The sequence below is a fragment of the Pseudomonas sp. R9.37 genome (assembly GCF_963878885.1).
Classification (GTDB): Bacteria; Pseudomonadota; Gammaproteobacteria; order Pseudomonadales; family Pseudomonadaceae; genus Aquipseudomonas.
The window spans coordinates 1-21,872 of the sequence record NZ_CAWNZA010000006.1; the positions used below are offsets into that span (position 1 = coordinate 1).

General features: G+C 60.9%; 16 protein-coding genes. 7 read left to right on the plus strand and 9 right to left on the minus strand.

Features of this window, described 5'->3' with window-relative positions:
• Positions 1–196: 196 nt before the first annotated feature.
• Positions 197–1,087 carry a LysR family transcriptional regulator gene (locus AACU78_RS04480; RefSeq protein WP_106580021.1) on the minus strand — a complete coding sequence of 297 codons (891 nt, stop codon included), beginning with the start codon at positions 1,085–1,087 and terminating at the stop codon, positions 197–199.
• 102 nt (positions 1,088–1,189) lie between these two features.
• Between AACU78_RS04480 and AACU78_RS04485 the strand changes: the two genes are divergently transcribed.
• Together AACU78_RS04485 and mrdA are read left to right on the plus strand one after the other, a co-directional pair.
• Entirely contained in the window at positions 1,190–2,605 is a 1,416-nt protein-coding gene (locus AACU78_RS04485) for an aldehyde dehydrogenase family protein (protein ID WP_106580022.1), read from the plus strand.
• A gap of 134 nt (positions 2,606–2,739) precedes the next feature.
• The gene (mrdA, locus tag AACU78_RS04490; RefSeq protein WP_106580023.1) at positions 2,740–4,632 is read left to right on the plus strand and encodes a penicillin-binding protein 2; all 1,893 of its coding nucleotides are present in this window, start codon (positions 2,740–2,742) and stop codon (positions 4,630–4,632) included.
• A 1-nt stretch (position 4,633) separates the two neighbouring features.
• Here the strand turns inward: mrdA and AACU78_RS04495 are convergent, their stop codons facing one another.
• A complete protein-coding gene (locus AACU78_RS04495) occupies positions 4,634–5,035 on the minus strand; it encodes a GFA family protein (RefSeq protein WP_106580024.1) in 402 nt (133 codons plus the stop codon).
• A 100-nt stretch (positions 5,036–5,135) separates the two neighbouring features.
• Between AACU78_RS04495 and AACU78_RS04500 the strand changes: the two genes are divergently transcribed.
• Entirely contained in the window at positions 5,136–5,603 is a 468-nt protein-coding gene (locus tag AACU78_RS04500; protein ID WP_106580025.1) for an SRPBCC family protein, read from the plus strand.
• A 208-nt stretch (positions 5,604–5,811) separates the two neighbouring features.
• Here AACU78_RS04500 and AACU78_RS04505 read toward each other — a convergent pair whose 3' ends face one another.
• Both AACU78_RS04505 and AACU78_RS04510 read right to left on the minus strand, forming a co-directional pair.
• Positions 5,812–8,565 carry an autotransporter family protein gene (locus AACU78_RS04505; RefSeq protein ID WP_106580026.1) on the minus strand — a complete coding sequence of 918 codons (2,754 nt, stop codon included), beginning with the start codon at positions 8,563–8,565 and terminating at the stop codon, positions 5,812–5,814.
• Positions 8,566–8,674: 109 nt separating this feature from the next.
• Entirely contained in the window at positions 8,675–10,912 is a 2,238-nt protein-coding gene (locus AACU78_RS04510) for a TonB-dependent receptor (RefSeq protein ID WP_106580027.1), read from the minus strand.
• A 217-nt stretch (positions 10,913–11,129) separates the two neighbouring features.
• On the opposite strand from AACU78_RS04510, the gene AACU78_RS04515 reads away from it, so the two are divergent.
• The 4 genes from AACU78_RS04515 to AACU78_RS04530 all read left to right on the plus strand — a co-directional run bounded on the left by AACU78_RS04515 (position 11,130) and on the right by AACU78_RS04530 (position 15,528).
• On the plus strand, positions 11,130–13,487 hold the full coding sequence (locus AACU78_RS04515) for a DNA polymerase II (protein ID WP_106580028.1): 2,358 nt from the start codon (positions 11,130–11,132) through the stop codon (positions 13,485–13,487).
• A 73-nt stretch (positions 13,488–13,560) separates the two neighbouring features.
• On the plus strand, positions 13,561–14,139 hold the full coding sequence (locus AACU78_RS04520; RefSeq protein ID WP_106580029.1) for a GNAT family N-acetyltransferase: 579 nt from the start codon (positions 13,561–13,563) through the stop codon (positions 14,137–14,139).
• Between the two features lie 13 nt (positions 14,140–14,152).
• Positions 14,153–14,785 (plus strand): glutathione S-transferase N-terminal domain-containing protein, encoded by a 633-nt coding sequence (locus tag AACU78_RS04525; RefSeq protein WP_106580030.1) that lies wholly within the window; start codon positions 14,153–14,155, stop codon positions 14,783–14,785.
• Positions 14,786–14,949: 164 nt separating this feature from the next.
• The gene (locus AACU78_RS04530; protein WP_106580031.1) at positions 14,950–15,528 is read left to right on the plus strand and encodes a DUF4174 domain-containing protein; all 579 of its coding nucleotides are present in this window, start codon (positions 14,950–14,952) and stop codon (positions 15,526–15,528) included.
• Positions 15,529–15,636: 108 nt separating this feature from the next.
• Here AACU78_RS04530 and AACU78_RS04535 read toward each other — a convergent pair whose 3' ends face one another.
• The 5 genes from AACU78_RS04535 to AACU78_RS04555 are packed head-to-tail and all read right to left on the minus strand — an operon-like array spanning position 15,637 to position 21,868.
• Positions 15,637–16,692 carry an acyltransferase family protein gene (locus AACU78_RS04535; RefSeq protein WP_106580032.1) on the minus strand — a complete coding sequence of 352 codons (1,056 nt, stop codon included), beginning with the start codon at positions 16,690–16,692 and terminating at the stop codon, positions 15,637–15,639.
• Between the two features lie 22 nt (positions 16,693–16,714).
• Entirely contained in the window at positions 16,715–18,124 is a 1,410-nt protein-coding gene (gene murJ / locus AACU78_RS04540) for a murein biosynthesis integral membrane protein MurJ (RefSeq protein WP_106580033.1), read from the minus strand.
• A 2-nt stretch (positions 18,125–18,126) separates the two neighbouring features.
• A complete protein-coding gene (locus tag AACU78_RS04545; protein WP_106580034.1) occupies positions 18,127–19,560 on the minus strand; it encodes an O-antigen ligase family protein in 1,434 nt (477 codons plus the stop codon).
• Positions 19,557–20,660: a glycosyltransferase family 4 protein gene (locus tag AACU78_RS04550; RefSeq protein ID WP_106580035.1), complete on the minus strand. Its 1,104-nt coding sequence runs from the start codon at positions 20,658–20,660 to the stop codon at positions 19,557–19,559. The genes AACU78_RS04545 and AACU78_RS04550 overlap by 4 nt, the downstream gene beginning before the upstream one ends.
• Positions 20,651–21,868: a glycosyltransferase family 4 protein gene (locus tag AACU78_RS04555; protein WP_106580036.1), complete on the minus strand. Its 1,218-nt coding sequence runs from the start codon at positions 21,866–21,868 to the stop codon at positions 20,651–20,653. Before AACU78_RS04555 ends, AACU78_RS04550 begins: the two co-directional genes overlap by 10 nt.
• Between the last annotated feature and the right edge of the window lie 4 nt (positions 21,869–21,872).

Consider the following 21,872-nt stretch of genomic DNA (forward strand, 5'->3'; position numbering starts at 1 on the left):
AGTGAAACGATGCATCGCCGATGGTAGTGTGGGGTTTCCCCATGTGAGAGTAGGTCATCGTCAAGATTAAATTCCAAAGCCCCTGTTTGCTAACGCAAACAGGGGCTTTGTTTTGGGCGGTCGAAAAGAACAAGTGCAAGCGTGCTGCCAATGGGCGTCGACCATAACGCGTGCTAGCTGATACAGAACTTGTGTATCAGAACCCTCGCTCCTTGATCAGCTCAATCAGCGCCCTCAACCCGGCCGGTACATGCCGCCTTCCAGGGTAGTAGAGATGCAACGAGTCGAACGTTGGTGTCCACTCTTCAAGCACGCGTATCAGCGCCCCCGCAGCCAGGTCTGCAGCAGCATTCCACTCTGTCAAATAGGTCAATCCCATCCCCGCTCTGGCTGCTTGAAGCATTAATGTCGGATTGTCCAGCGTCAACGCACCGTTTACATCTACGGCAATGGACTCGCCGTGACGCTCAAACTCCCAGCGATAGATCGAGCCGCTCGGCATGCGGCTGCGAATGCATTCATGGGCGCTCAGGTCCAGCGGACTTAAAGGGGTAGGGTGGCTGGCAAAATAGGCTGGGCTGCCCAGTACGGCAAATCGCTGAGGTGGGCTGATATCGACGGCGATCATGTCTTGTGGAACGCTGTCGCCAAGACGGATACCTGCATCGAACCCTTGAGCCACAATGTCGACCAGTCGACCTTCAGTGACGATATCCAGCTTCATCTGCGGATAGCGCCGCATGTACTCCAGCAATAACGGCATCACCTGCTTGGCGGCGCCTGCTGAGGTATTAAGCCGCAAGGTGCCACTCGGTGCCGACTGGCTATTTCCCGCTTGTTCAAGCGCCACGCGAATAGTCGAAAGGGCTGGCGTAATGGTGCTGACAAACTCCGCACCGATTTCCGACAGTGACACGCTGCGTGTCGTACGGTTGAACAAGCGAACGCCCATCCGTGCCTCAAGTGCAGCGATTGAATGGCTCAGCGCCGATGTCGAAACATTCAGTTCCGTCGCCGCTGCGCGAAAGCTGCGATGCCGGGCGACTGCCAGCACCGCCTCCAATTCGTTCAATCCTGAGGTGTTCATTGTCCTGAGTTGCTCATCAAGTCATGCCGATTTATACGGATTATCAGGTCAATGATAGTGGCTTACCGTGAGGCATACCAATTCGGTGACTTCGGAGGTCCCATGCATCAGATCCACCAGATCTATATTAATGGCCAATTTGTAACGCCTCACGGTGAAGAGCTTTTTGACCTGTTCAACCCCGCCAATGCCCAACGTATTGGTCAGGTTCGCCTGGCAGACGAACACGACGCTATGAATGCTGTCAGCGCGGCAAAGCAGGCGTTCTCCGAGTTTTCGCGCACCACAAAAGCCGTGCGTGTCGACTATCTCAAGCGCATGCACGCCGCCATTGTTTGCGTAGAAGCAGAGCTGACCGAGGCAATCATCGAAGAATATGGCGCCCCGGTATCCCGTGCATCGTGGATGGCCAAGCATGCCGCCAGCGTCTTGCTTGACGCCGCGACCGTGCTGGAGGACTACGATTTCACCCAGCATTTGGGTATCGCAGAGGTGACGATGCAGCCCATCGGTGTGGCCGCACTGATAACGCCCTGGAACAGCAACGCCGGCTTCATCTGCGGCAAACTCGCTGCTGCATTGGCTGCTGGCTGCACTGCCGTGATCAAGCCGAGTGAAATGAGCGCCAGCCAGACCTCAATCGTTACACGCGCCCTTCATGAGGTGGGCCTGCCGCCTGGAGTGTTCAACATTGTCACCGGCCGTGGTGAAACCGTCGGTGCTGTATTGAGTACACATCCGGATATTGCCAAAGTCTCATTCACCGGCTCTACCGCTGTAGGCAAACAGATCCTGCGCGCAGGCGCTGAAACGCTCAAGCGCATCACGCTGGAATTAGGCGGGAAGTCGCCGGTATTGATCCTCGAAGATGCGGACTTGAAAACGGCTCTACCGATGGCGCTTCAGGCCGGGTTCATGAACAGCGGCCAGGCGTGCATTGCCGGCACCCGCATGCTTGTCCCCGCCCAACGCTTGGCTGAAGTAGAAGCGCTGGTAGCCGAGCAAGTCGCCGGTATCCGGGCCGGCGACCCTAATGATCCTGCCACCAGCATCGGTCCTATGGTCAGCTTCAAGCAGTGGCAGCGGGTGCAGCGATATATTCAGATCGGCATCGAGGAGGGCGCTTACCTATTGGCGGGTGGCCCCGGCTTGCCTGATGGCATCGACGCCGGCTGGTTCATCAGGCCCACCGTCTTCAGTCGCGTTACCAACCAGATGACCATCGCTCGTGAGGAGATCTTCGGGCCTGTTCTGTCGATCATCCCCTACGATGACGAGGAGCAAGCGCTGATAATCGCCAACGATACGCCCTACGGCCTCCAGGCTTACATTCTGTCCTCAGACCTGCAAAGGGCGCACGCACTGGCCTCCCGTATCGACGCCGGTCGCGTGTTGATCAATACCCTGGCCCACGAGCCGCGTGCACCCTTTGGCGGCTTCAAACAATCAGGTATAGGTCGCGAGTACGGCACCTTCGGATTGGAGGCCTTTCTGGAGCCTAAATCCGTGCTCTCCTGACAAAACAGCATGCCGTTGGGGAAATCGATGCAAAGTGTTTCTGCATTTTTGGTATGGTGCAGCACATTTTCACAAGGATTGATTTTTCATCCGCAGGACGCGGCGTCGACCTTCTTCAACGAGATGCTGTAGAAATGCCTGAACCGATACCGATCAAGGATCACGAAAAAGAAAACCGTCTGGTCAACAAGCGCCTGCTTGCCTGTGCGTTATTGGTCATCGGCATCACCTGCGCCCTGGTGGGCCGCATGTATTTCCTGCAAGTGGTGCAGTACGACTACCACTCCACGATTTCCGAAAACAACCGGGTCCATGTACTGCCGATTACGCCCACGCGCGGGTTGATCTATGACCGCAACGGCGTGGTTTTGGCCGACAACCGTCCCAGCTACAACCTGACGATTACCCGTGAACGCACAACCGACCTCAAGGGTGAGCTGGATGCCATCGTCAACCTGCTGCACCTGCCCGCCGAAGACCGTGCGGTGTTCGACAAGGCGCTGAAGCAGGCTCGTCATCCTTTTGTGCCCGTGACGCTGTTTTACGAATTGACTGAAGAACAGATCGCCGTACTGGCCGTTAACGAATTCCGTTTGCCTGGCGTGGACGTCGAGCCGCAATTTGTCCGTCATTACCCGCTGGGCGCGCATTTTGCTCACTCGATTGGTTACGTTGGCCGAATCAATGAAAAAGAATCCAAGGCCCTTGATTCGGTGGAGTACCGAGGTACGCAGTCCATCGGCAAGACCGGTATCGAGCGGTTCTACGAGTCCGAATTGCACGGCCATGTCGGCTATGAAGAGGTCGAGACCAATGCGCAGGGCCGCGTACTGCGCGTGCTCAAGCACACCGACCCGATCCCCGGCAAAAACATCGTTCTGAGCCTCGACGTCAAACTTCAGGAAGCGGCAGAAGAAGCCTTGGGCGATCGCCGTGGTTCGGTTGTCGCCCTCGATCCGCAAACGGGCGAAGTACTGGCGATGGTCAGCAAGCCGAGCTTTGACCCTAATCTGTTCGTGACCGGTATCAGCTTCAAGGAATACGCGGCGCTGCACGATTCCATCGACCGGCCGCTGTTCAACCGTGTGCTGCGCGGGCTTTATGCGCCCGGTTCGACCATCAAACCGGAAGTGGCCATCGCCGGTCTCGACAGTGGTGTGGTTACCGCACAAACCCGCGTGTTCGACCCTGGTTACTACCAGTTGCCCGACTTTGACCACAAATACCGCAACTGGAACCACAGCGGCGACGGCTGGGTGGACATGGACGCGGCGATCATGCGCTCTAACGACACCTACTTTTACGACCTTGCCCACAAGCTGGGCATCGACCGTCTGCACGATTATTTGGCCGAATTCGGGCTGGGCCAGAAAGTCTCTCTCGACATGTTCGAAGAGTCAGCCGGCCTGATGCCTTCCCAGGCCTGGAAACGTGCGACACGACGCCAGCCGTGGTTCCCGGGTGAAACGGTGATTCTCGGCATCGGCCAGGGCTATATGCAAGTCACGCCATTGCAGCTGGCCCAGGCCACTGCATTGATTGCCAACAAAGGCGTATGGAACCGGCCGCATCTGGCCAAGACCATCAATGGCGTGCCGCCGGTGGATGAGAACCCGATGCCCAACGTGGTCCTCAAGGACCCGCGTGATTGGGAACAGGTCAACCATGGCATGCAACTGGTGATGCACGACCCGCGCGGTATCGCCCGGGCTGCGGCAGTCGGCGCCCAGTATCGCATCGCCGGCAAGAGTGGTACCGCGCAGGTGGTCGCGATTAAACAGGGCGAGCGTTACAACCGCAACAAGACCCTGGAACGCCATCGCGATAACGCTTTGTTTGTCGGCTTCGCGCCGGCCGAACACCCGAAAATCGTGATCTCGGTAATGATCGAAAACGGTGAAGCCGGCGGCCGTGTGGCGGGCCCTGTGGTGCGTCAAATCATGGATGCCTGGCTGCTCGACCAGGAAGGCCACCTCAAGCCGCAATACGCGACGCCGGCCAAAGCCCCGGGTGACCCGCACGTTTGACTCAGACCTTCCACTCGTCCCAGTGCTCTACACCTTGATAGGCGAGCCAGGGCACATCATGGGCCGTCCAGATGTGCGAGGTGGGCCGCACGCCCGGATCATCATCCAGCGTCGCCACTCGCACAATCACGTGGGGCTGATGCTTACGCTCCGCCATCAGATGTGAGCCACATCGCGAGCAGAAATGCCTGAATTTGCCCGGCGACGATTCAAGCGATGACAGCAGCGCTTCGCCTTGCGTCCAACGGAAATGTTCGCGCATCACCCCGGCCGTGGCCACGAACGCTGCTGCATGCACCTTGCGGCAGCTGTCGCAGTGGCAGTGGCTGATGGGCATGTCCAGGCTGTCCAATTGGTAGCACACGGCTTTGCAGAAGCAACTTCCATTCAACGGGTCAGTCATAACGTATTACCTGATCAAGGATGGGGTCATCGTCATCGCGCGCACACGCCAAGGTTGCGCATTGGTCGATGTCGCCTACTGTCAATGGAGGAGGTGACTTATGCACGTATTAGATCGCATCGAACGAAAAGTCCTGCTCAACGCTCCACGTAAACAGGTGTGGGAAGCCCTCACAGATGCCGAGCAATTCGGCAACTGGTTCGGTATTGCCCTGAAGGGCAAAACCTTTGCTGCCGGGGAAAACCTCGAAGCCCCCATTACCTACCCAGGCTATGAGCATGTGGTATGGAAGGCCAAAATCGAACGGGTCTTGCCACAAACCCTGTTTTCCTTCTGGTGGCATCCCTACGCGGTCGAGGAGGGTGTCGACTACGACAGTGAAACGCCTACTTTGGTGGAGTTCACCATCGAAGACCGTGCGCCAGGCATTTTACTGCGGGTGGTTGAATCCGGGTTTGACGCGGTGCCCGAGGCACGACGCCAGAAGGCCTTCAAGATGAATTCCCGGGGCTGGGATGAGCAAATGAACAACATCGAAACCTATCTGGCCCAGGCGCGTCGCGCCTGACTCAACCGGGCATCTTGATGATGCCCGTGTTCATCGCTGTCAGCCTTCGTGAGTTGTGGTGATTGCCGGCGTATCGGTAAAGGTCACTTCTTGGCGCAGCGAGCAGGATACATCCATTAATAGGACTTCCATGTCATTGAAGCCATCAGTCTGGTTGCGAGTCAGCGATGCGCAAATTCACTGAAGGCCACCTGGGTGTTTACGGCTTTTAGAAACTCATCTGCCATTGCCCGACCAGTGCATGGTTGCGGCTGCTGCTGCCCAGTTCGCCGTTGTAGCCGAGGCTCAAGCTCTGCCGTGCAGACACGCCCACATCCAGCCCCACTTCAACCATCAAGCTATTGCGATCCAGCGCGCTGCCTTCAACATTGAACGCGTCGCCTCCGACCTGAAAGGCTTGGCGCACATCGCTGTCAACATTGCCGTACAGGTGACGCCAGCCGAGGCTGGCTCGCGGAGTCAGGCTGACGCCATTCTCCAACTGGTTAAGATAAGCCAGGCGCATACCCGTTGTGCTGCTGAAATTATCCAGCGTTTGTGCGTCGACTTGGAGCGACGCTATTCCGCCTTTTTCGGCAAAACTGTCGCGGTGATAGCGTTGATAACCCAGGTTGACGAATGGCTCGACACTGAAACGGCCGCTGCCCAAGGCATAGCCTATTTCGGCAAACGCTTGTTGGCTGTCGGCATCGTAGTCACCCTTTGGGCGATCGCTGAAACCTTCGAACTCAATTGTGCGCTTGTTATTGCCTGAGTGATGGCTATACGCGGCGCCCAATCGCAGGGCGAGTGGGCCATCCTGGCGTACGGCATACGCACCGACGTGCCAACTGCGCAAGGCGTTATCGACGTTGTGGCTGTCCACGTCGGTCTTGGAGTAACCGCCCAATACGCCCAGGCGCCAGAGCTGCGACAACGACCAATCCACGCCCAGCAGGCTGCCTTGCGTACGCTGCTGTGAGGACTCGGTGCCGTGCTGACCGTCAAGCTTGCCGTAGCTGCCGATACCTTGCAGCCAGACGCGGCCGCGCGCGTTCGGGTCATTCAGGTTGCGCGCGTTGTTGGGCACGCCAGTGGCTGCAAACCCCGGGGTTTGTGACGGATCAAGGCCGACCAGCAAACTTGAGCTGCTGCTCATCTGGCGCATGGCCGACAGCATCGATGTACCGACCTGGGCGCTGGCCGCCAGTGTGGCACTGGCCAGGTTGGCATTGCTGCTGCCGGCCAACGCTTCGATGGCGGCGCTGGCGGTGGCCTCGGAGGTGCCCAGCAATGCGTCGTACAGCGGGTTCGGGTTCGGTTCCCAAGAGGGTAAGGGAAATGAGCCGTCCCAATTGTTCCAGTGGCTCCAGGTGATTCCCTCGATGGTGTACGCCGCACGGGCACCGTTGGCGGTACGGGCATAATCGATGAACTCAATGTCGTTGCGGGTATAGCTAAGGTTCACCTTATTGCTATCGTAGCTGATTATAGGCGTCAGGAAAGCGTACCCCATCATGTAGGACTCATCGAAGGTGCCCGTAATACTGCCCGCTTGAATGATCGTGTAAGTGCTGCGCCATGGATAATTCATCCCCGAGGAGCCAGGTCGAAGCCACAAACTGGCACCATTGAGACGCGCATTACCGGTGACATGGGTCGTTGCAGCGCTGCCGTCGGAGTTGGTAGCAAACTCGAATGTAGAACCTGGGTTCATGACCAGGTTGCCGTTCACCTGTGGGGCACCCACGACGGTGTCAGTTATTAACCCGCCACTGACGGTAAGGTTGTTCAACGAACCTCGGCCTTGGTATTTCGCGCCGAAATCGACGATGACATCGCCGGCAATACTTCCCTGGTTGTTCAGAAGTGCGCCAGAAGCTACAAGCGCGCCTACTTTGAAGTCGCCGTTGCCCTTGATCACCCAGTAGCCGCTATTGACTTGCAGCGAATCGAAATTGCGCGTCCCATCAATCGTACCGTCGGGCTCTTGCTCCGAGCCCCAGTATCTATAGCCTTCCAGAATCATTGTGTTATGGCCTGCCCCGCCGTCAACCAAACCCTCAAAGCGGGCGTCACGGAGAACCGTCAAGGTATCGTTACCACCGCCCAGGTCAAGGGCCACACCATTGCCGCCACTGATCAGGGCGCCGTTGTACACGTGATCGTCGAAGTCACCGATGAATCGCGCGCCATATCCGTTCAACCCGCGCAGGTCGACGAAGTTTCTCAGTTCCGTTGGGCCCGATGCCGGCCCGTCATGACCGTCGCTGACCAGCAGGCCGTTGTCGGCGCCGGTTATCGAACCGGTGCGCGGGGTAACGAAGTCGTAGGTCCCCCCGTTGAACATATACCCACCGCCAATCGACACGCCGTCGCTGGTATTGGCCCGACCGTTGTTGTCTACGCCGCTGGCACCGTTGGCTCGAATATCACCGGGATTGTAGATGCTGGCGATGCCACCAATCCGCACGCCATCACCGTCGACGTTCTTCTGCTGGCCATCTTGGCCACCGGTGATTGTGCCGTAATTGTAAACGTTGCCATCGCCGGCAATGGAGACGCCCGCGCCGTTACGTCCGATGAGGGTGCCCGAGTTATTCAGCGCATAGAACTGATCGCCCGAAATACCATGGCGACCTCCCGAGATCACGCCTCTATTTTCGATGTGTACAGTGTTCCCGGAGCCAAGGTTGATCGCATCGAATTTATCACCGCCCGTGATCGCGCCATCATTACTGATGAATACGTTTCGCTGCCCGACAGGAAGGTTTTGCCGTATGTGGACGGCGGTTGCGGCACTGTTGATAGTGCCCGTTTTGGTCACTGCCAGGCTGGTATCAAAAAAGTAGCCACTGCCGATGGTTTGGGCTGCTGTGGTGGGCTTATCAATCAGGACTTGTGCGTGGCTGGTGTCGGAGAGCCAGGCACCGGAAACAATCAGCGAAATATGCAGGGCGAGACGGCGGGGTACGAACGACATGCGCGAATTCCTTTTCTTGAATCGCGCTATTTTCTTATATAGCCATTTGATATGGCCAGCACATTTTAATCATCAAATGCGCTGGCAATCAGGCGGTAGGTTTATGAAATTAGAAATCCACCGTCGCCGACAGCTTCGCCACCCGCGGATCGCCCTGGGTCAAATAGCCACCCAGCGCAGATTCCCAATACTTGGTATTGGCCACGTTCTCCACGGTCGCGCCCAACGTCACATCGCGCTGAGCCACCTTGAAGTTGTAGCGCGCACCCACATCGAAGCGATTCCAGGCCGGCAGGCTCAGGTTGTTCGCTGCATCGGCGTACTGGCCGCCAGTGCGCAGCATCCGGCCGTTGACGCTTACGCCTTGCAGGCCCGGCACATCCCACTCCACCCCGGCGTTGAGCTGGAACGACGGCACACCAATGGCGCGGTTGCCGTCGTTGGCGCCGTTTGCCGTGCCGTTGACCTCGGTGTGAATAATCGTCGCGCCGCCCAGCAGGCGCAGGCCGCTGACCGGTTCACCGAAGACGTTCAGCTCAACGCCCTTGTTGACTTGCTCGCCCTGGAAGACATAGGTGGCGGTGCCGTCCGCATTCAGCTGGGAGTAACCTTGAGTCGGCTGTTCAATGCGGTACACGCCCAGTGTCGCTCCGTAGGTGCCCATATCAACCTTGACGCCCGCTTCGGTCTGTTTCGAGCGGGCCGGTGCGAAGGTCTGGTTGGCGTTGGTCACGCTGGTAGCGCTGCCGAACGTGCTCGGAGCGGTCGGCCCCGACGCCAGGCCTTCAATGTGGTTGGCATACAGCGACACATGGTCCCAGGGCTTGAACACCAAGCCATACACCGGCGTGGTGATGCCCTTGGCGTAATTGGCAGTGCGCGTGCCGGTGCCGTACGCATAGCCTTGAACCACCAGTTCCTGGCGGCGCAGACCTGCCGTGAACAGCAGGCGGTCATCCATAAAGCCGAAGGTGTCCGACACCGCTGCGCTGCGGGCGAAGGTCTTGGCGGTGATGCCTGGGTCGTTCAGGTCGCTGCCGGAGGTGAAACCGCCTTTGGCCGGTGCAGACACGTCGGCCGGATTGTAGATATTGGTTGGCTGGCTGCCGGCGGCAAAGTCGAAGGCGTTGCGGGTCTGGGTCCAGATGCCGGTCAGGCCCAGGTTCAACTTGTGGCTGACAGCGCCGGTCTGGAACTTGCCGTTCAGGCCGGCCATCAGGCTGGTGTTGTCTTCCTGGTGCGCGATGTTCGAGCCGCTGACCGTGGCATTCCCCAACGCGTCGTTCAGGGTGACCGACGAGTAGCGCCCCAGTTCGTTGGTGTGCTTGGCACCGCCGGCAATGTAGGCGGTCCAGTTGTCGTTGAGGTCGTACTCGCCCCGCAACATGCCGAACGTGTCTTCGAGGCTGGTGGTGCCCCAGTTCGGCGCGTAGTTGGTGTCGGCAGACGGGGCGTTGGGGATGTGGGTCAGGCCACTGCCGAGCAACACCGTATTGCGCCCGCCGTTCACTTGCTGCTTCTGATAAACAAAGTCACCCGACAGGCGCAACGCATCACCGCGGTAATCCAGGCCGACCGAGAACAGCTTCGAGCGCTGGTTTTCGTCGTCAACGGCCGTATCGCCTTCACGCTGGGACAGGTTTACCCGCGCACCAAAGCGGTTGTCCTCGCCAAAGCGCTGGCCGATATCGAGGTGTTCACCCACTCGGCCATCACTGCTGATGTCGGTGCTGAAACGGCGCAACGGTACATCTTCGGCACGCTTGGGCTGCAGGTTCACGCCACCGCCAATGCCGGAGCCGCCGGGCGTTACACCGTTGATGAACGCGTTGGGCCCCTTGAACACTTCAACCCGTTCCAGGGCGTCGGTGGACATGATCTGGCGCGGCAGGATGCCGTACAAACCGTTGAAGGAAATGTCGTCGCCATTGAGCGGCAGGCCGCGAATCACAAAGGCCTGGGCTTGGTTCGCGTAGCCCGATGCCTGACGCACCGACGAGTCGTTGAGCAGCACATCGCCAACGGTTTGCGCCTGCTGGTCGCGAATCAATTTCTCGGTGTAGGAGGACATGCTGAATGGCACGTCCATGATGTCCTGGTTACCCAGCACACCCAGTTGCCCGCCGCGTGCAACCTGGCCACCGGTGTAAACCGGCGGTAACGCGTTTGGCGCGGGCGCGTCGGCGTTGATGTTGGTGGCACCCAGTTCCAGTGTGTTGCCGTCCTGATGGTTATTCGCATCTTGCGGGGTGACTGGGGTTGCAGCATGAGCAGCAAGGCTCGCGGAGCAGCAAAGGGCGAGCAGGGTAGGGCGAAACGGCACACGAAGTCGGGTACGGGAGGGCATGGTCGATCCTGACGGCGAACCGTCAATGTGAGGAAAAGGGCAACAACGTTGCGCGTCCTCGCTGCGCGGATACGACTCCGGTGCGAATGATAGTGATTGTTATTAATGTTCTGCAACAAATTTATGAGATTACGGTCTGCGTGCGCGTTAACGTGCCGCGTTTACGCGGATGCCGAGTAGAATCACGCCCTGAAAGCGATTCCTGAGGTGCGGCACGGTGGATTTACAGCAGGGTTTTGTCCTGACCCGGCATTGGCGCGACACGGCGGCGGGTACGGAGGTCAGTTTCTGGCTGGCCACCGACCAAGGCCCGCGGTGCGTGCGCCTACCCATGCAAACCTCGGTGATGTTTATCCCCGAGGCCTATCGCAAACAGCTCGATTGGTTGCTCAAGGGCGAGCGCGATATCGAACTGCGCCCGCTGCAGCTGTGTGATTTCCATCACCGCCCGGTGTTGGGCCTCTACACGCGCCAACACCGCCAGCTGATGGACCTGGAAAAACGCCTGCGCGCCGCCGGTGTCGATGTCTACGAAGGCGACGTTCGCCCGCCCGAGCGCTACATGATGGAGCGCTTCATCACCGCTCCCGTGTGGTTCGGCGGCACACCAGACGCCAACGACGTGCTGATCGACGCGCAGATGAAACCCGACCCCGACTACCGCCCGCCGCTGAAACTGGTGTCCCTGGACATCGAGACCACTGCCCAGGGCGATCTTTATTCCATCGCCCTCGAAGGCTGCGGCGAGCGCCAGGTGTACATGCTCGGCCCGCCGAATAAAACCGACGCGGTGGACTTCAAGCTCGACTATTGCGACACCCGCGCGCAACTGCTCGAGCGCCTCAACCAATGGCTCGCCACCCACGACCCCGATGCGATCATCGGCTGGAACGTGGTGCAGTTCGACCTGCGCGTGCTCCACGAACATGCCCAGCGCCTCAACGTGCCGCTGCTGCTTGGTCGTGGCGGCGAAGCCATGGCCTGGCGCGAACACGGCAGCCGCAATCACTACTTCGCGGCGGCAGCGGGGCGGTTGATTATCGACGGCATTGAAGCCCTGCGTTCGGCTACCTGGAGCTTTGAATCCTTCAGCCTGGAAAACGTCGCGCAAACCCTGCTCGGCGAAGGCAAGGACATCTCCACGCCGTACCAGCGCATGGACGAAATCAACCGCATGTTCGCCGAGGACAAGCCAGCGCTTGCGCGCTACAACCTCAAGGACTGCGAGCTGGTCACGCGCATTTTCGAGAAGACCGAGTTGCTCAAGTTCCTGCTGGAGCGGGCCAGCGTCACCGGACTGCCGGCCGACCGCAACGGCGGTTCGGTCGCCGCGTTTACCCACCTGTACATGCCGCTGATGCACCGCCAGGGCTTCGTCGCGCCGAACCTGGGCGACAAGCCACCACAGGCCAGCCCCGGCGGTTTTGTCATGGACTCGCGTCCCGGCCTGTATGAGTCGGTGTTGGTGCTCGACTACAAAAGCCTTTACCCGTCGATCATCCGCAGCTTTCTCATTGACCCGGTGGGCCTGATCGAAGGCCTCAAGCACCCCGAAGCGAGCGAGTCGGTGGAAGGCTTTCGCGGCGCGCGGTTCTCGCGTACCCGGCACTGCCTGCCCGCCATCGTCACGCGTGTCTCCGAAGGCCGTGAAGCGGCCAAACGCGAGCACAACGCGCCGCTGTCCCAGGCGCTGAAAATCATCATGAACGCCTTCTACGGTGTGCTCGGCTCCAGCGGGTGCCGCTTCTTCGACACGCGCCTGGCGTCCTCGATCACGATGCGCGGGCACCAGATCATGCGCCAGACCCGCGAACTGGTTGAGGCCAAGGGCTATGAAGTGATCTACGGCGACACCGACTCCACCTTCGTCTGGCTCGGCAGCGCGCATTCTGCGGACGACGCCAGCCGCATCGGTCGGCAATTGGTGCAGCACGTCAACGACTGGTGGCGTGCGCATTTGCACAGCGAATACGGCCTGCAAAGCGTCTTGGAACTGCAATACGAAACCCACTTCAGCCGCTTCCTCATGCCGACCATCCGCGGCGCGGAGGAGGGCAGTAAAAAGCGTTACGCCGGCCTGGTCGTGCACGCCGATGGCCGCGAAGACATGGTCTACAAAGGCCTCGAAACCGTGCGCAGCGACTGGTCACCGCTGGCCCGGCAATTTCAGCAGGAGCTTTACCAGCGCATCTTCCACCGCCAGCCCCATCAGGACTACGTGCGTGAGTACGTGCGCCGTACCCTGAGCGGCGAACTCGACGACCTGCTGATCTACCGCAAACGGCTGCGCCGCCAGTTGGACGACTACGAGCGCAACGTCCCCCCGCATGTGCGCGCCGCCCGCCTGGCAGATGAATACAACGACCGCCTGGGCCGCCCGCGCCAGTACCAGCGCGGCGGTTGGATCAGCTACGTGATCAGCGTCAACGGCCCGGAACCGCTCGAAGTGCGGCAGGCGCCAATCGACTACGACCACTACGTCACGCGGCAATTGCAGCCGGTGGCCGACGCGATTCTGCCGTTCGTGAACGATGATTTTGGCACCCTGGTCGGCGGGCAGATGGGCCTGTTCTAAAACGCTTGCCTGGATGGGATCAGAGCCTGCACTCTTGGCCTCTGACGACCACCCGCAGACGGCGAAGCTTTTCATGACCCAGATCACCTTGACCGGCACTCACGTCGAACTCCAACCCTTGCAGCGAGAGCACGCGAGTGCCTTGCTCGACGCCGCCGCCGACGGCGAGCTGTGGAACCTGAAAGTCACTAACGTGCCCGGCCCGGACACCGTCGAGACGTACATCGACACCGCCTTGGCCGGGCGCAATGCGGGCAGTGTGATTCCTTTCACCATCGTGCGCAAAAGCACGGGTGAAGTGGTCGGCAGCACACGATTCTGGAAGGTCGACCGGGCCAATCGCAAACTGGAAATCGGCCACACCTGGTTGGCGCAATCGACGCAAAAATCTGCGATCAACACCGAAGCCAAACTGTTGCTGCTGACCTACGCCTTCGAAGTCCTCGACTGCGTGCGTGTGCAATTCACCACCGACGAACTCAACGAAAAATCCCGTGCCGCGATCCTGCGCCTCGGCGCCGTACAAGAAGGTATCGTGCGCCACGAACGCATCATGCCCGACGGGCGCAAGCGCAACTCGGTGCGCTTTAGCATCATCGATTCGGAATGGCCGCAGGTGAAGGCCAACTTGCAGGCCAAATTGCTGCGCTAAGGAGGAAACGCCCATGTACACGCTTTACGGCATTGATGAATCCGGCTCCTGCATGATCGAAATTGCCCTGCAACGTTGCGCGGTGCCGTGGCGTCGCATCGACGCCAGTTCCTGGGCAGATGGCGAGGGCAGTGAAGCCCTCGCGCGCATCAACCCGCTCAAACAAATCCCCACGCTGGTCACGCCCGATGGGCAGGTGCTGACCGAAAGCGCCGCCATCCTGATCCACCTGGGCCTGGAATTTCCCGCCTCGGACCTGCTTGCCGGCAACCGCGCACAGATCCTGCGCGGCCTGGTGTACATCGCTGCCAATTGCTACTCGGCCATCGGCATCATTGACTACCCGCAACGCTGGCTGGGCAACGCGGATGAAGCGGCGCAGACGCAATTGACCACCGGCACGCGGCGCTATCTGCACCATGCGTGGGTGGTGTTCGCCCAGCAGTTCGCCGACCAGCTGTTCGCCCCCAATCAGGTGCCGAATGCACTGGGCATCATGGCTGCAGCCGTGTCGCGTTGGGACGCGGCGCGCGAGGTGTTGAGCAACCTGGCGCCCAGCTTTGCCCAGGCGTTGGCGCAGGTGGATGCCGACCCTGTCGTGGCGCCCGTGTTTGCGCGGCATTGGCCGGAATGGGGCGTCTCTTGATGTTTCCGCAATCAGAAGAAACAATCACCGTGGCGCGCGCCCAACCCCTTGCGTAGCAGGCTTCCTGACCTACGCTTCTTAACGAGGTGTAGGAATCATCCTTGAAATTGACTGTCGCAGACATGAAACTCAAGAACCCTGCATGGAATTCAAAGGAGGTGCGCATGCTCATCCGGTCGCTGACCCTGGCTACCTTGATGGCTTTTACGGGGCCGCTGTTGGCCGCGGATGATATCAACCCGCTCAAGCAGGACTTGGGCAAGTCGCGTCCGCTGGTGGTGGTGGAACTTGACTCCGGTAACGAAGCATTGGCGAACCTGAAAAAACAGCTGGATGAGCCTGCCAACAAGCAGTCCTTTGAAGAGCGCAGCATGGTGTTCTACACCGTGAAGTTCGGCAGCATCGGTGCCGAAGGCGAGAAGTTTGCCAAGGACGCCAAGGACAACAAAAAACTCACGCCGCCTGAAACCAACGCGCTGATCCGTGCCCTCAAGCTAGGCGCCGGCAGTGGCACCAAAGTGATTTTGGTCGGCAAGGACGGCGAGAAGAAACTCGAAAAAACCGTGCCACCGGATACCCTCGACCTGAAGGAATTCTTCAGCGCCATCGACCAGATGCCCATGGCTGAAAAAGAACTCGCCGCGCCTGCCGAGCCAGAACCCGCCGCGCCCGCCAAAGGCGCAAAAGCGGCCAAGCCCGCAAAAGCCGGCAGCAAGGCCGCCGCGCCACAGCTTGATGATTGAACCTACATAACCCCTGTGGGAGCGGGCTTGCCCGCGATGACGGAATGTCAGTCAAAACACCTTTGAATGACCCACCGCTATCGCGAGCAACCCCCCTGCCACAGGGGTTTAATGGTTTTCTGAAGGTTTGACGGCTTTGCGCACCGGAAACGGAAAGTAGAAAAACCGCAGGAACGCCACCCGCTTGATCACTTCCCCGATCATCAACGGCACCACCACCGCCACCACCAGGCCCACACACGCCGCCAGAAACGAATGCAGGCCCAGGCGTTCGAGCAGGTCGACAGTCTTGTGCTGGATTTCGCCGTGGAAGATCAACAGGATCAGGGTCGACTGACCGATATAGGTCATCGCCCGGGTCAGCGGTGCCGACACCATCATTACCCGCGCCAGTGCCCAGCATGCGTACACGCCGATCACCGCCAGCACGCTGGTCCACAGCCAGCTGTCGTAGCGACGTTGCGCCAGGTCCATAGTGTCCCAGGTAGCAATGAACACCGCGGCAAATAACAGGATTGAGACCAGGCATGTCAGCCACGATCCCGAATGTGTACGCAACCAATCGCGTGCCAGGTAGCCGGCGATGAAGTAGGTGCTGCTGATCAAGGTGATATCCAGGCTGAACGGCAGCCCCGGCAGCACCCAGTTGTGGCCGCCGAGCGTCACCGGCAATTGCCAGAACACTGGCAGCAGCCAAATTCCGAGAAGCAGCTGCGCCGTGATCAGCACGCAGGTCACCCACAACGACAGCTTCAGGCGCTGGATCAACCGCAGCATCACCCAACTGAACAGAATCGCCACCCAAAAGTGCGGCAGAAACCACATGGCCTGCCACGGAATGGTGTCCACCGAGGCATACAGCACGCCGCCAATATCCGGCAGCAGCGGCTGGCCGCGCAGCAGGGCGCGCACGATGACGTACACCAGCATGGTGAAGAAAAACGGCTTGAGCAGCCCGTCAGCCTTGCGCACCGCCATCTCCACGAACGGTTGCTCGGGTTTGAAGAACACGCCGGACAGGAAAAAGAACAACGGCAGGATGAACGAAGCGAGGATCGGATACAGCAGGTCCGGCGAGGTGGCGACGAACCAACTGTGGGCAAACACGATCACCAGGATGCCGATGCCCTTGGCGATATCCATCTGAATCCAACGATGCTTCATCTGACTATTCCCGATCGGTCATTCACGCCTTGCGCCACGGCTTCAGCCACAGCCCCATGCCCAGCAACATCACCATGCCCGCCAGGGTACTGAGCCCCAACTGCAGCCATACGCCTTGAATTGGAAACAACACCCACGCCGCCACGCCCATCGCCACCGCACTGAGCAGCCAATGCCGCGCCCACGCCAGGGCGTCGAGCAAACCCTGGCGCTGCATCAACAGCAAGGCCGTGCAGATCACTCCGGCCAGCGCGGCCAGCGGTATACCCGCCAGGCCAAACACAAAGGGCAGGGCGCCCAGCAGCAGCACATTGACCAGGCTGCCGAGCAATTCACAACGCAACGGCTGGCGCGTGTCGCCGGCCGCGTAGGCATAGCGTGCGAGCAGTGCGTTCCAGGCACCGAACACCAGCGGCACGGCAAACCACGCCAGCAGCAACGGCAGTGGCGAATCCGCCGATTGCTTGGGCAGCAGCAACGCCACCAGGCTGGGGGCTGCGGCCACCAGGCCGACGCCTGCCGGCAGTGTCAGCACGCTGGCCGTCTCCAGGCCGCGCTTGAGCAGCGCCAGGCGCTCATCGCCCTGGCGCCGGCTCATCATGCCCAGCAGCACCTGGTTGAGGCTCATCAGCGCAATCAACGGCAGGTTCATCAGCTTGCGGGCGAGGTTGACCCAGGTCACCGCCCCTTCGCCGAGCAGCGACGCCACCAGTCGCTCGATCAGCGCCAACCCCTGGCTGGCGCCATTGCTCAACAGCAGTGGACCGATGCGCTGGCCCAGTTCGCGCAGCGGCGTAAAGCTCAGTTGCCAGCGCCACGGCCGCCAGCCCTGGCGCCAGATCGAGGGCAGCAACGCCAACGGCATCAACAGGCTGCCGGCCAGGCAGGCGAGCGCCAGAGAATGGGGTTGGGTGGCCGTGCCCGCCACGGCGAGGTAGGTCACCGGCGGCAGGTTGAACAGCAGCGAACCCAGCCCCGCCAGCACAAAACGTTCGCTGGCCTGTAACGGAATACTGAACAGCGCATGCAACATCAAACCCGGCACGCACCAGGCAACGATCTGCAGGTTGCTGGCCGCCAGTGCCGTGGCGCTGGCCGCCAGCCCCGGGCCGAGCAACTGCACCAGCCACGGCGCCAGCAGCGTCAGCAGCAGGCTGGTGACCAACGCAATCAGCATCAGGGCCGGAAACAGCACCGTCAGCCAATCCAGGCGCTCGTCGTCCTTGCGTTGCAGGTACAGCGGCAGCGCGGCGGCGCTCAATACGCCACCGGCCAACGACATGCGCAACGCCTCCGGCAAAAACAGCGCGATCAGGAACGCATCACTGCGCTCGCCCGCGCCCCAGGCGGCCACCAGCAGCCACTCGCGGGCGAACCCCAGGCACAGGCCCAGCAGGGTCGCAAGCGTCAGCCAGACGGCGGACCCGAGCATGATTAAAGCCGCGCGCCGTCAAGGGCCGGCTTGCGGTAAGTCACTGTCTTGACCTGCGGCAGACGCGCCGGGAACAGCCGGCGTGCCTCCAGTACATTGAGGCCAACCATCAGCCAGAACAGCGCCACCATCACCACGGCAAAGCTGAAGTAGTGGTCAAACAACCCGCTGACCAGCGCCGACAGAATCCCGGCAGTGCTGCCCAGCCACAGCGCGTTGTCTTTGGTCAGACGAATCGGGCCTTTCTGCGGGCGTGCTTCACGCCACCAGCGCACGGTCACGGCGACAAACAACAGCATGCCGACAATGCCGGTCTTGTAGATGAAATTCAGCCACAGGTTGGAGATGCCCAGCAAATGCGTGCCTGGCACTGGCGGGTCGACCTTGAAGCCGATGCCGAACGGGTACGAAGCCACCGCCTGCGGGAACATGCGGTATTCGTCGAAACGTATTTCGGTACTGGCGTTGTCCGACGAAAAAATCGTCGCCAGGCGGTCCTGCAACGGCGGATAGGCCATCACCAGCGCGACCGTCAGCGCCGCACCGATCATCAACAGCCTGCCGGTGTAGGGCACACGCCGCGTCGCCATCCAGATCAGCACCAGCGCCAGGCTGACCATCGCGCCACGGCTACTGGCCAACAGCAATGCGGCGGCGCCCAGGCACGCCACGCCCAGGCCCAGTCCACGCTTCCAGCCTTGTTCGGTCATGCCGTAGCAGAACGCCAACGGCAGCAGCAACGCCATGATCCCGCCGATGGCATTCGGGTGCATCCACGGCGAGCCCATGCGCGATGACATCGCCTCCAGGCCGAATTTCAACATGTCGAAGTTGCCGTAGTTGAACAGCGCCAGGATCGGCGCAATCCCCGCCCCCGACCGGGTGCGCACAAACACCGCAATCGACAACACCAGCATCGCCAGCGTGCCCAGCAGCAAGGCGATCACCAGTGATTCGCGGTGTTTGTAGTCGGTCAGCAACTTGGCGCAGAGGTACACCGCCGACAGGCTCAGCAACCAGCGCAACCAGTTGGCCACGCCGCTGGTGTCGGCGTGGATCGTGACCTGCCCGACGATAAACGGGAACACACTGAACAGCATCAGCCACAGCAGCATCTGGTCGGTGGGGCGACGTGACAGGCTCGGCGTGTCGGGCACGCGCGACAGAAAGCTGTGCCACAGCACCGCGCCCCAGGTCAGCGCCAGGATCGCCTCGCTCACCGTGCTGCGAATGCCCAGGTTGACGGTCGAGTACGGCATGAAGGTCGCGACGCCGGCGAACAGCAGCAAGCCCCAGAACGGGAAGCGCAGGATGGTCACCGCCGCGGCCAGGCCGATCACGGCGAGAAACGCCTTGGCCGGTGAGAGCATCAGGGCCAGCGCGCCGAACAACAGGCCGAACAGGATCGCGACGAGGCTTGCCAGGGAGAGTCTCATTTCAATTCCTCGATCAGTTCAGCCAGGCGCCGGCGATAGGCCTGATGGTTGAAGCGTTGCGCCCATTGCCGGCGTTGTTCGGGTGATTCTTCAGCCGCGCGAGCCGCCAGCGCCAGCATCAATTGCACCAGCGCCGGGCCGTCGGTGGGCGAGAAGCGAGGTGCAGACGGCGGGGTGATTTCATCCAGCGAGGTGCCGCTGGCCACGGCCACTGGGGTGCCGACGCTCAGGGCTTCGATGACGGGTAGACCAAAACCTTCCGCATACGACGGCTGCCACAGGCGCGAGGCCTGGCGGTACAGCGCGTGCAGCTCGGCATCCGAGACGCCGCTCAGGGCGCGAATGCCCGGCAGGTTGCGCTGGGTTTCGGGCAAATGCTCAAGGCTGCCCACCAGCACCAACGCCGGCACGGCGGGTGACAGGCTGCGGGCCTGCTGCCAGGCGTCGACCAGAAACGGCACGTTCTTGCGCAACTCACGCGTGCCCACCAGCAGCCAGTAATGCTCGGGCAGGTTACGCGCCGTCAGGTCTGCCGCCAGCTCGACAAAACTGTCGACTTGATTGGGCAGCACCCGAATCTTGCCCGCCGCCTTGGGAAACAGCCGCGCGGTTTCATCGGCGCTGTACTGTGACGGCGTCCACACGCGGTCGGCGCTGTGCACCGCGTACGCAATCGAAAGCCGATCGCTGGTCTTGTAGATCAGCGCTTTGAGGCGGTTGGCGTGATAGTTGTTCAACGTGATCTGGAACAGGTCATGCAGCAGCACGACGGTGCGCAAACCTTTGGGCTTGGGCGGCAACGGCAGGCCCATATTGAACGTGCTGATGTACAGGTCGATCTGCTGCTCGCGCAAGGCTGCCGGCAAAAAACCGGCCTCAAAGCGCAGACGATTGTGTGGCTGGTGCATCGCGGTTTTCGCGCAGCCCCAGGCCGGGCAGTGCGCCTGCAAGCGGGTTTCATCGCCCAGCGGTGCCACGGTAAACCGCGCCAGTTCCACACCCGGCAGCGTGCGCAGGGCATTTTCCAGGGCGTACACCTGGCGGCTGATCCCCGATTGCGGCGAGGTGCCGACGGTGCGGTAATCCAGGCCTATACGCATGCGGGCTCCTTTTGATTGAGCGGCGCGAGGGTCGCGTACACCTGTTCCAGCTGGCTGGCGGCCACGCTCCAGTCATGCGCGCGGCGTACATAGGCGCGGCCCGCTTCGCCCATGGGCGCGGCGGCGTCGGGAAACTGCAGCAGGCGTACCACAGCGTCCGCCAGGCTGTCGGCGGTTTGCCCACCGAGGTAATCCAGGCCTTCAATCAGGTCCAGGCCCGACACGCCTTGTTCGGTACTCGCCAAGGGCAACCCGGCAGCCAGGGCTTCGAGCACCTTGAGCTTGGAACCGCCGCCGTGGCGCAACGGCGCCAGAAACACCGAACAACTTGATTGCAGGTTCAACAGGTTCGGTACAAACCCTTGCCACTCGATACGCGGGTCCTTCCAACGCTCACGCCAACTGCCGGGCATGCCAAACCCGCACACGCTCATGCGCGCATCCGGGCAGCGCGCCCAGACCTTGGGCAGGATTTCATCCAGGGCCCACTCGATGGCGTCCACGTTGGGCGCGTATTCATAGTTGCCCAGAAACAGCACGCGGCGCGTCGAGGGGTCGGGCCGGGCGGCGGCGAAGTGATCGCAGTCCACACCGTTGACCACCACCGGCACCGGTTTGCCGGCGATCCTGGCCAGCACCTGCGCGTCGCTGTCGGTCACCGCCACCACCTGCGCGGCCTGGCGCATCACGCGGTGTTCCCACCGGCTGTAGCGCCATTGGTCGTAGCGAATAAATGGCAGCGCCCAGCGCGGCAGGCGGTCGTAAGTGGCCGCGCCCAGCGCCGATTCAACGTTATGTTCGGTCAGCACGAACGGCTGTGATTGGCGCGCCAGGGCATCTTCATAAGGTTGGAACGTGTAGGTGTGCTCGATCTGCACCACATCCCAATGCTCTTTGAGCAACTGATTGAATGTGTCCTGCAGCGCGCCCGACAGACCGTTGACGCTGGCCAGCAGCGGGTACGGTGCAAACAGGCCGGCCACCAGGGTTTTGACGCTGCGCAGTGGGCGGCGCGGCAGCACGATCACCTGCTCGAGGAAGGCCTCCAGCACTTGGCGATCGGTCAGCGACACCGGGTTTTTATCGTGCAGCAGCAAGGTGATTCGATGCCCACGCGCGGCCAGGCTGCGCAGCAGATGGAACTGGCGCGTCTTGCCGCCGCTGGTGGCGGGCCAGGGCGAGTAGGGCAGGATCCATAAAATGCGCATGGTG

Bases quoted from the DNA above. Each gene is read 5' to 3' on its own strand.
- AACU78_RS04495 (WP_106580024.1), bottom strand. From the start codon at position 5,035: ATGACTGACCCGTTGAATGGAAGTTGCTTCTGCAAAGCCGTGTGCTAC.
- mrdA (WP_106580023.1), top strand. From the start codon at position 2,740: ATGCCTGAACCGATACCGATCAAGGATCACGAAAAAGAAAACCGTCTG.
- AACU78_RS04480 (WP_106580021.1), bottom strand. From the start codon at position 1,087: ATGAACACCTCAGGATTGAACGAATTGGAGGCGGTGCTGGCAGTCGCC.
- AACU78_RS04525 (WP_106580030.1), top strand. From the start codon at position 14,153: ATGTACACGCTTTACGGCATTGATGAATCCGGCTCCTGCATGATCGAA.
- murJ (WP_106580033.1), bottom strand. From the start codon at position 18,124: ATGCTCGGGTCCGCCGTCTGGCTGACGCTTGCGACCCTGCTGGGCCTG.
- AACU78_RS04550 (WP_106580035.1), bottom strand. From the start codon at position 20,660: ATGCGTATAGGCCTGGATTACCGCACCGTCGGCACCTCGCCGCAATCG.
- AACU78_RS04555 (WP_106580036.1), bottom strand. From the start codon at position 21,868: ATGCGCATTTTATGGATCCTGCCCTACTCGCCCTGGCCCGCCACCAGC.
- AACU78_RS04510 (WP_106580027.1), bottom strand. From the start codon at position 10,912: ATGCCCTCCCGTACCCGACTTCGTGTGCCGTTTCGCCCTACCCTGCTC.
- AACU78_RS04545 (WP_106580034.1), bottom strand. From the start codon at position 19,560: ATGAGACTCTCCCTGGCAAGCCTCGTCGCGATCCTGTTCGGCCTGTTG.
- AACU78_RS04505 (WP_106580026.1), bottom strand. From the start codon at position 8,565: ATGTCGTTCGTACCCCGCCGTCTCGCCCTGCATATTTCGCTGATTGTT.
- AACU78_RS04500 (WP_106580025.1), top strand. From the start codon at position 5,136: ATGCACGTATTAGATCGCATCGAACGAAAAGTCCTGCTCAACGCTCCA.
- AACU78_RS04535 (WP_106580032.1), bottom strand. From the start codon at position 16,692: ATGAAGCATCGTTGGATTCAGATGGATATCGCCAAGGGCATCGGCATC.
- AACU78_RS04520 (WP_106580029.1), top strand. From the start codon at position 13,561: ATGACCCAGATCACCTTGACCGGCACTCACGTCGAACTCCAACCCTTG.
- AACU78_RS04485 (WP_106580022.1), top strand. From the start codon at position 1,190: ATGCATCAGATCCACCAGATCTATATTAATGGCCAATTTGTAACGCCT.
- AACU78_RS04530 (WP_106580031.1), top strand. From the start codon at position 14,950: ATGCTCATCCGGTCGCTGACCCTGGCTACCTTGATGGCTTTTACGGGG.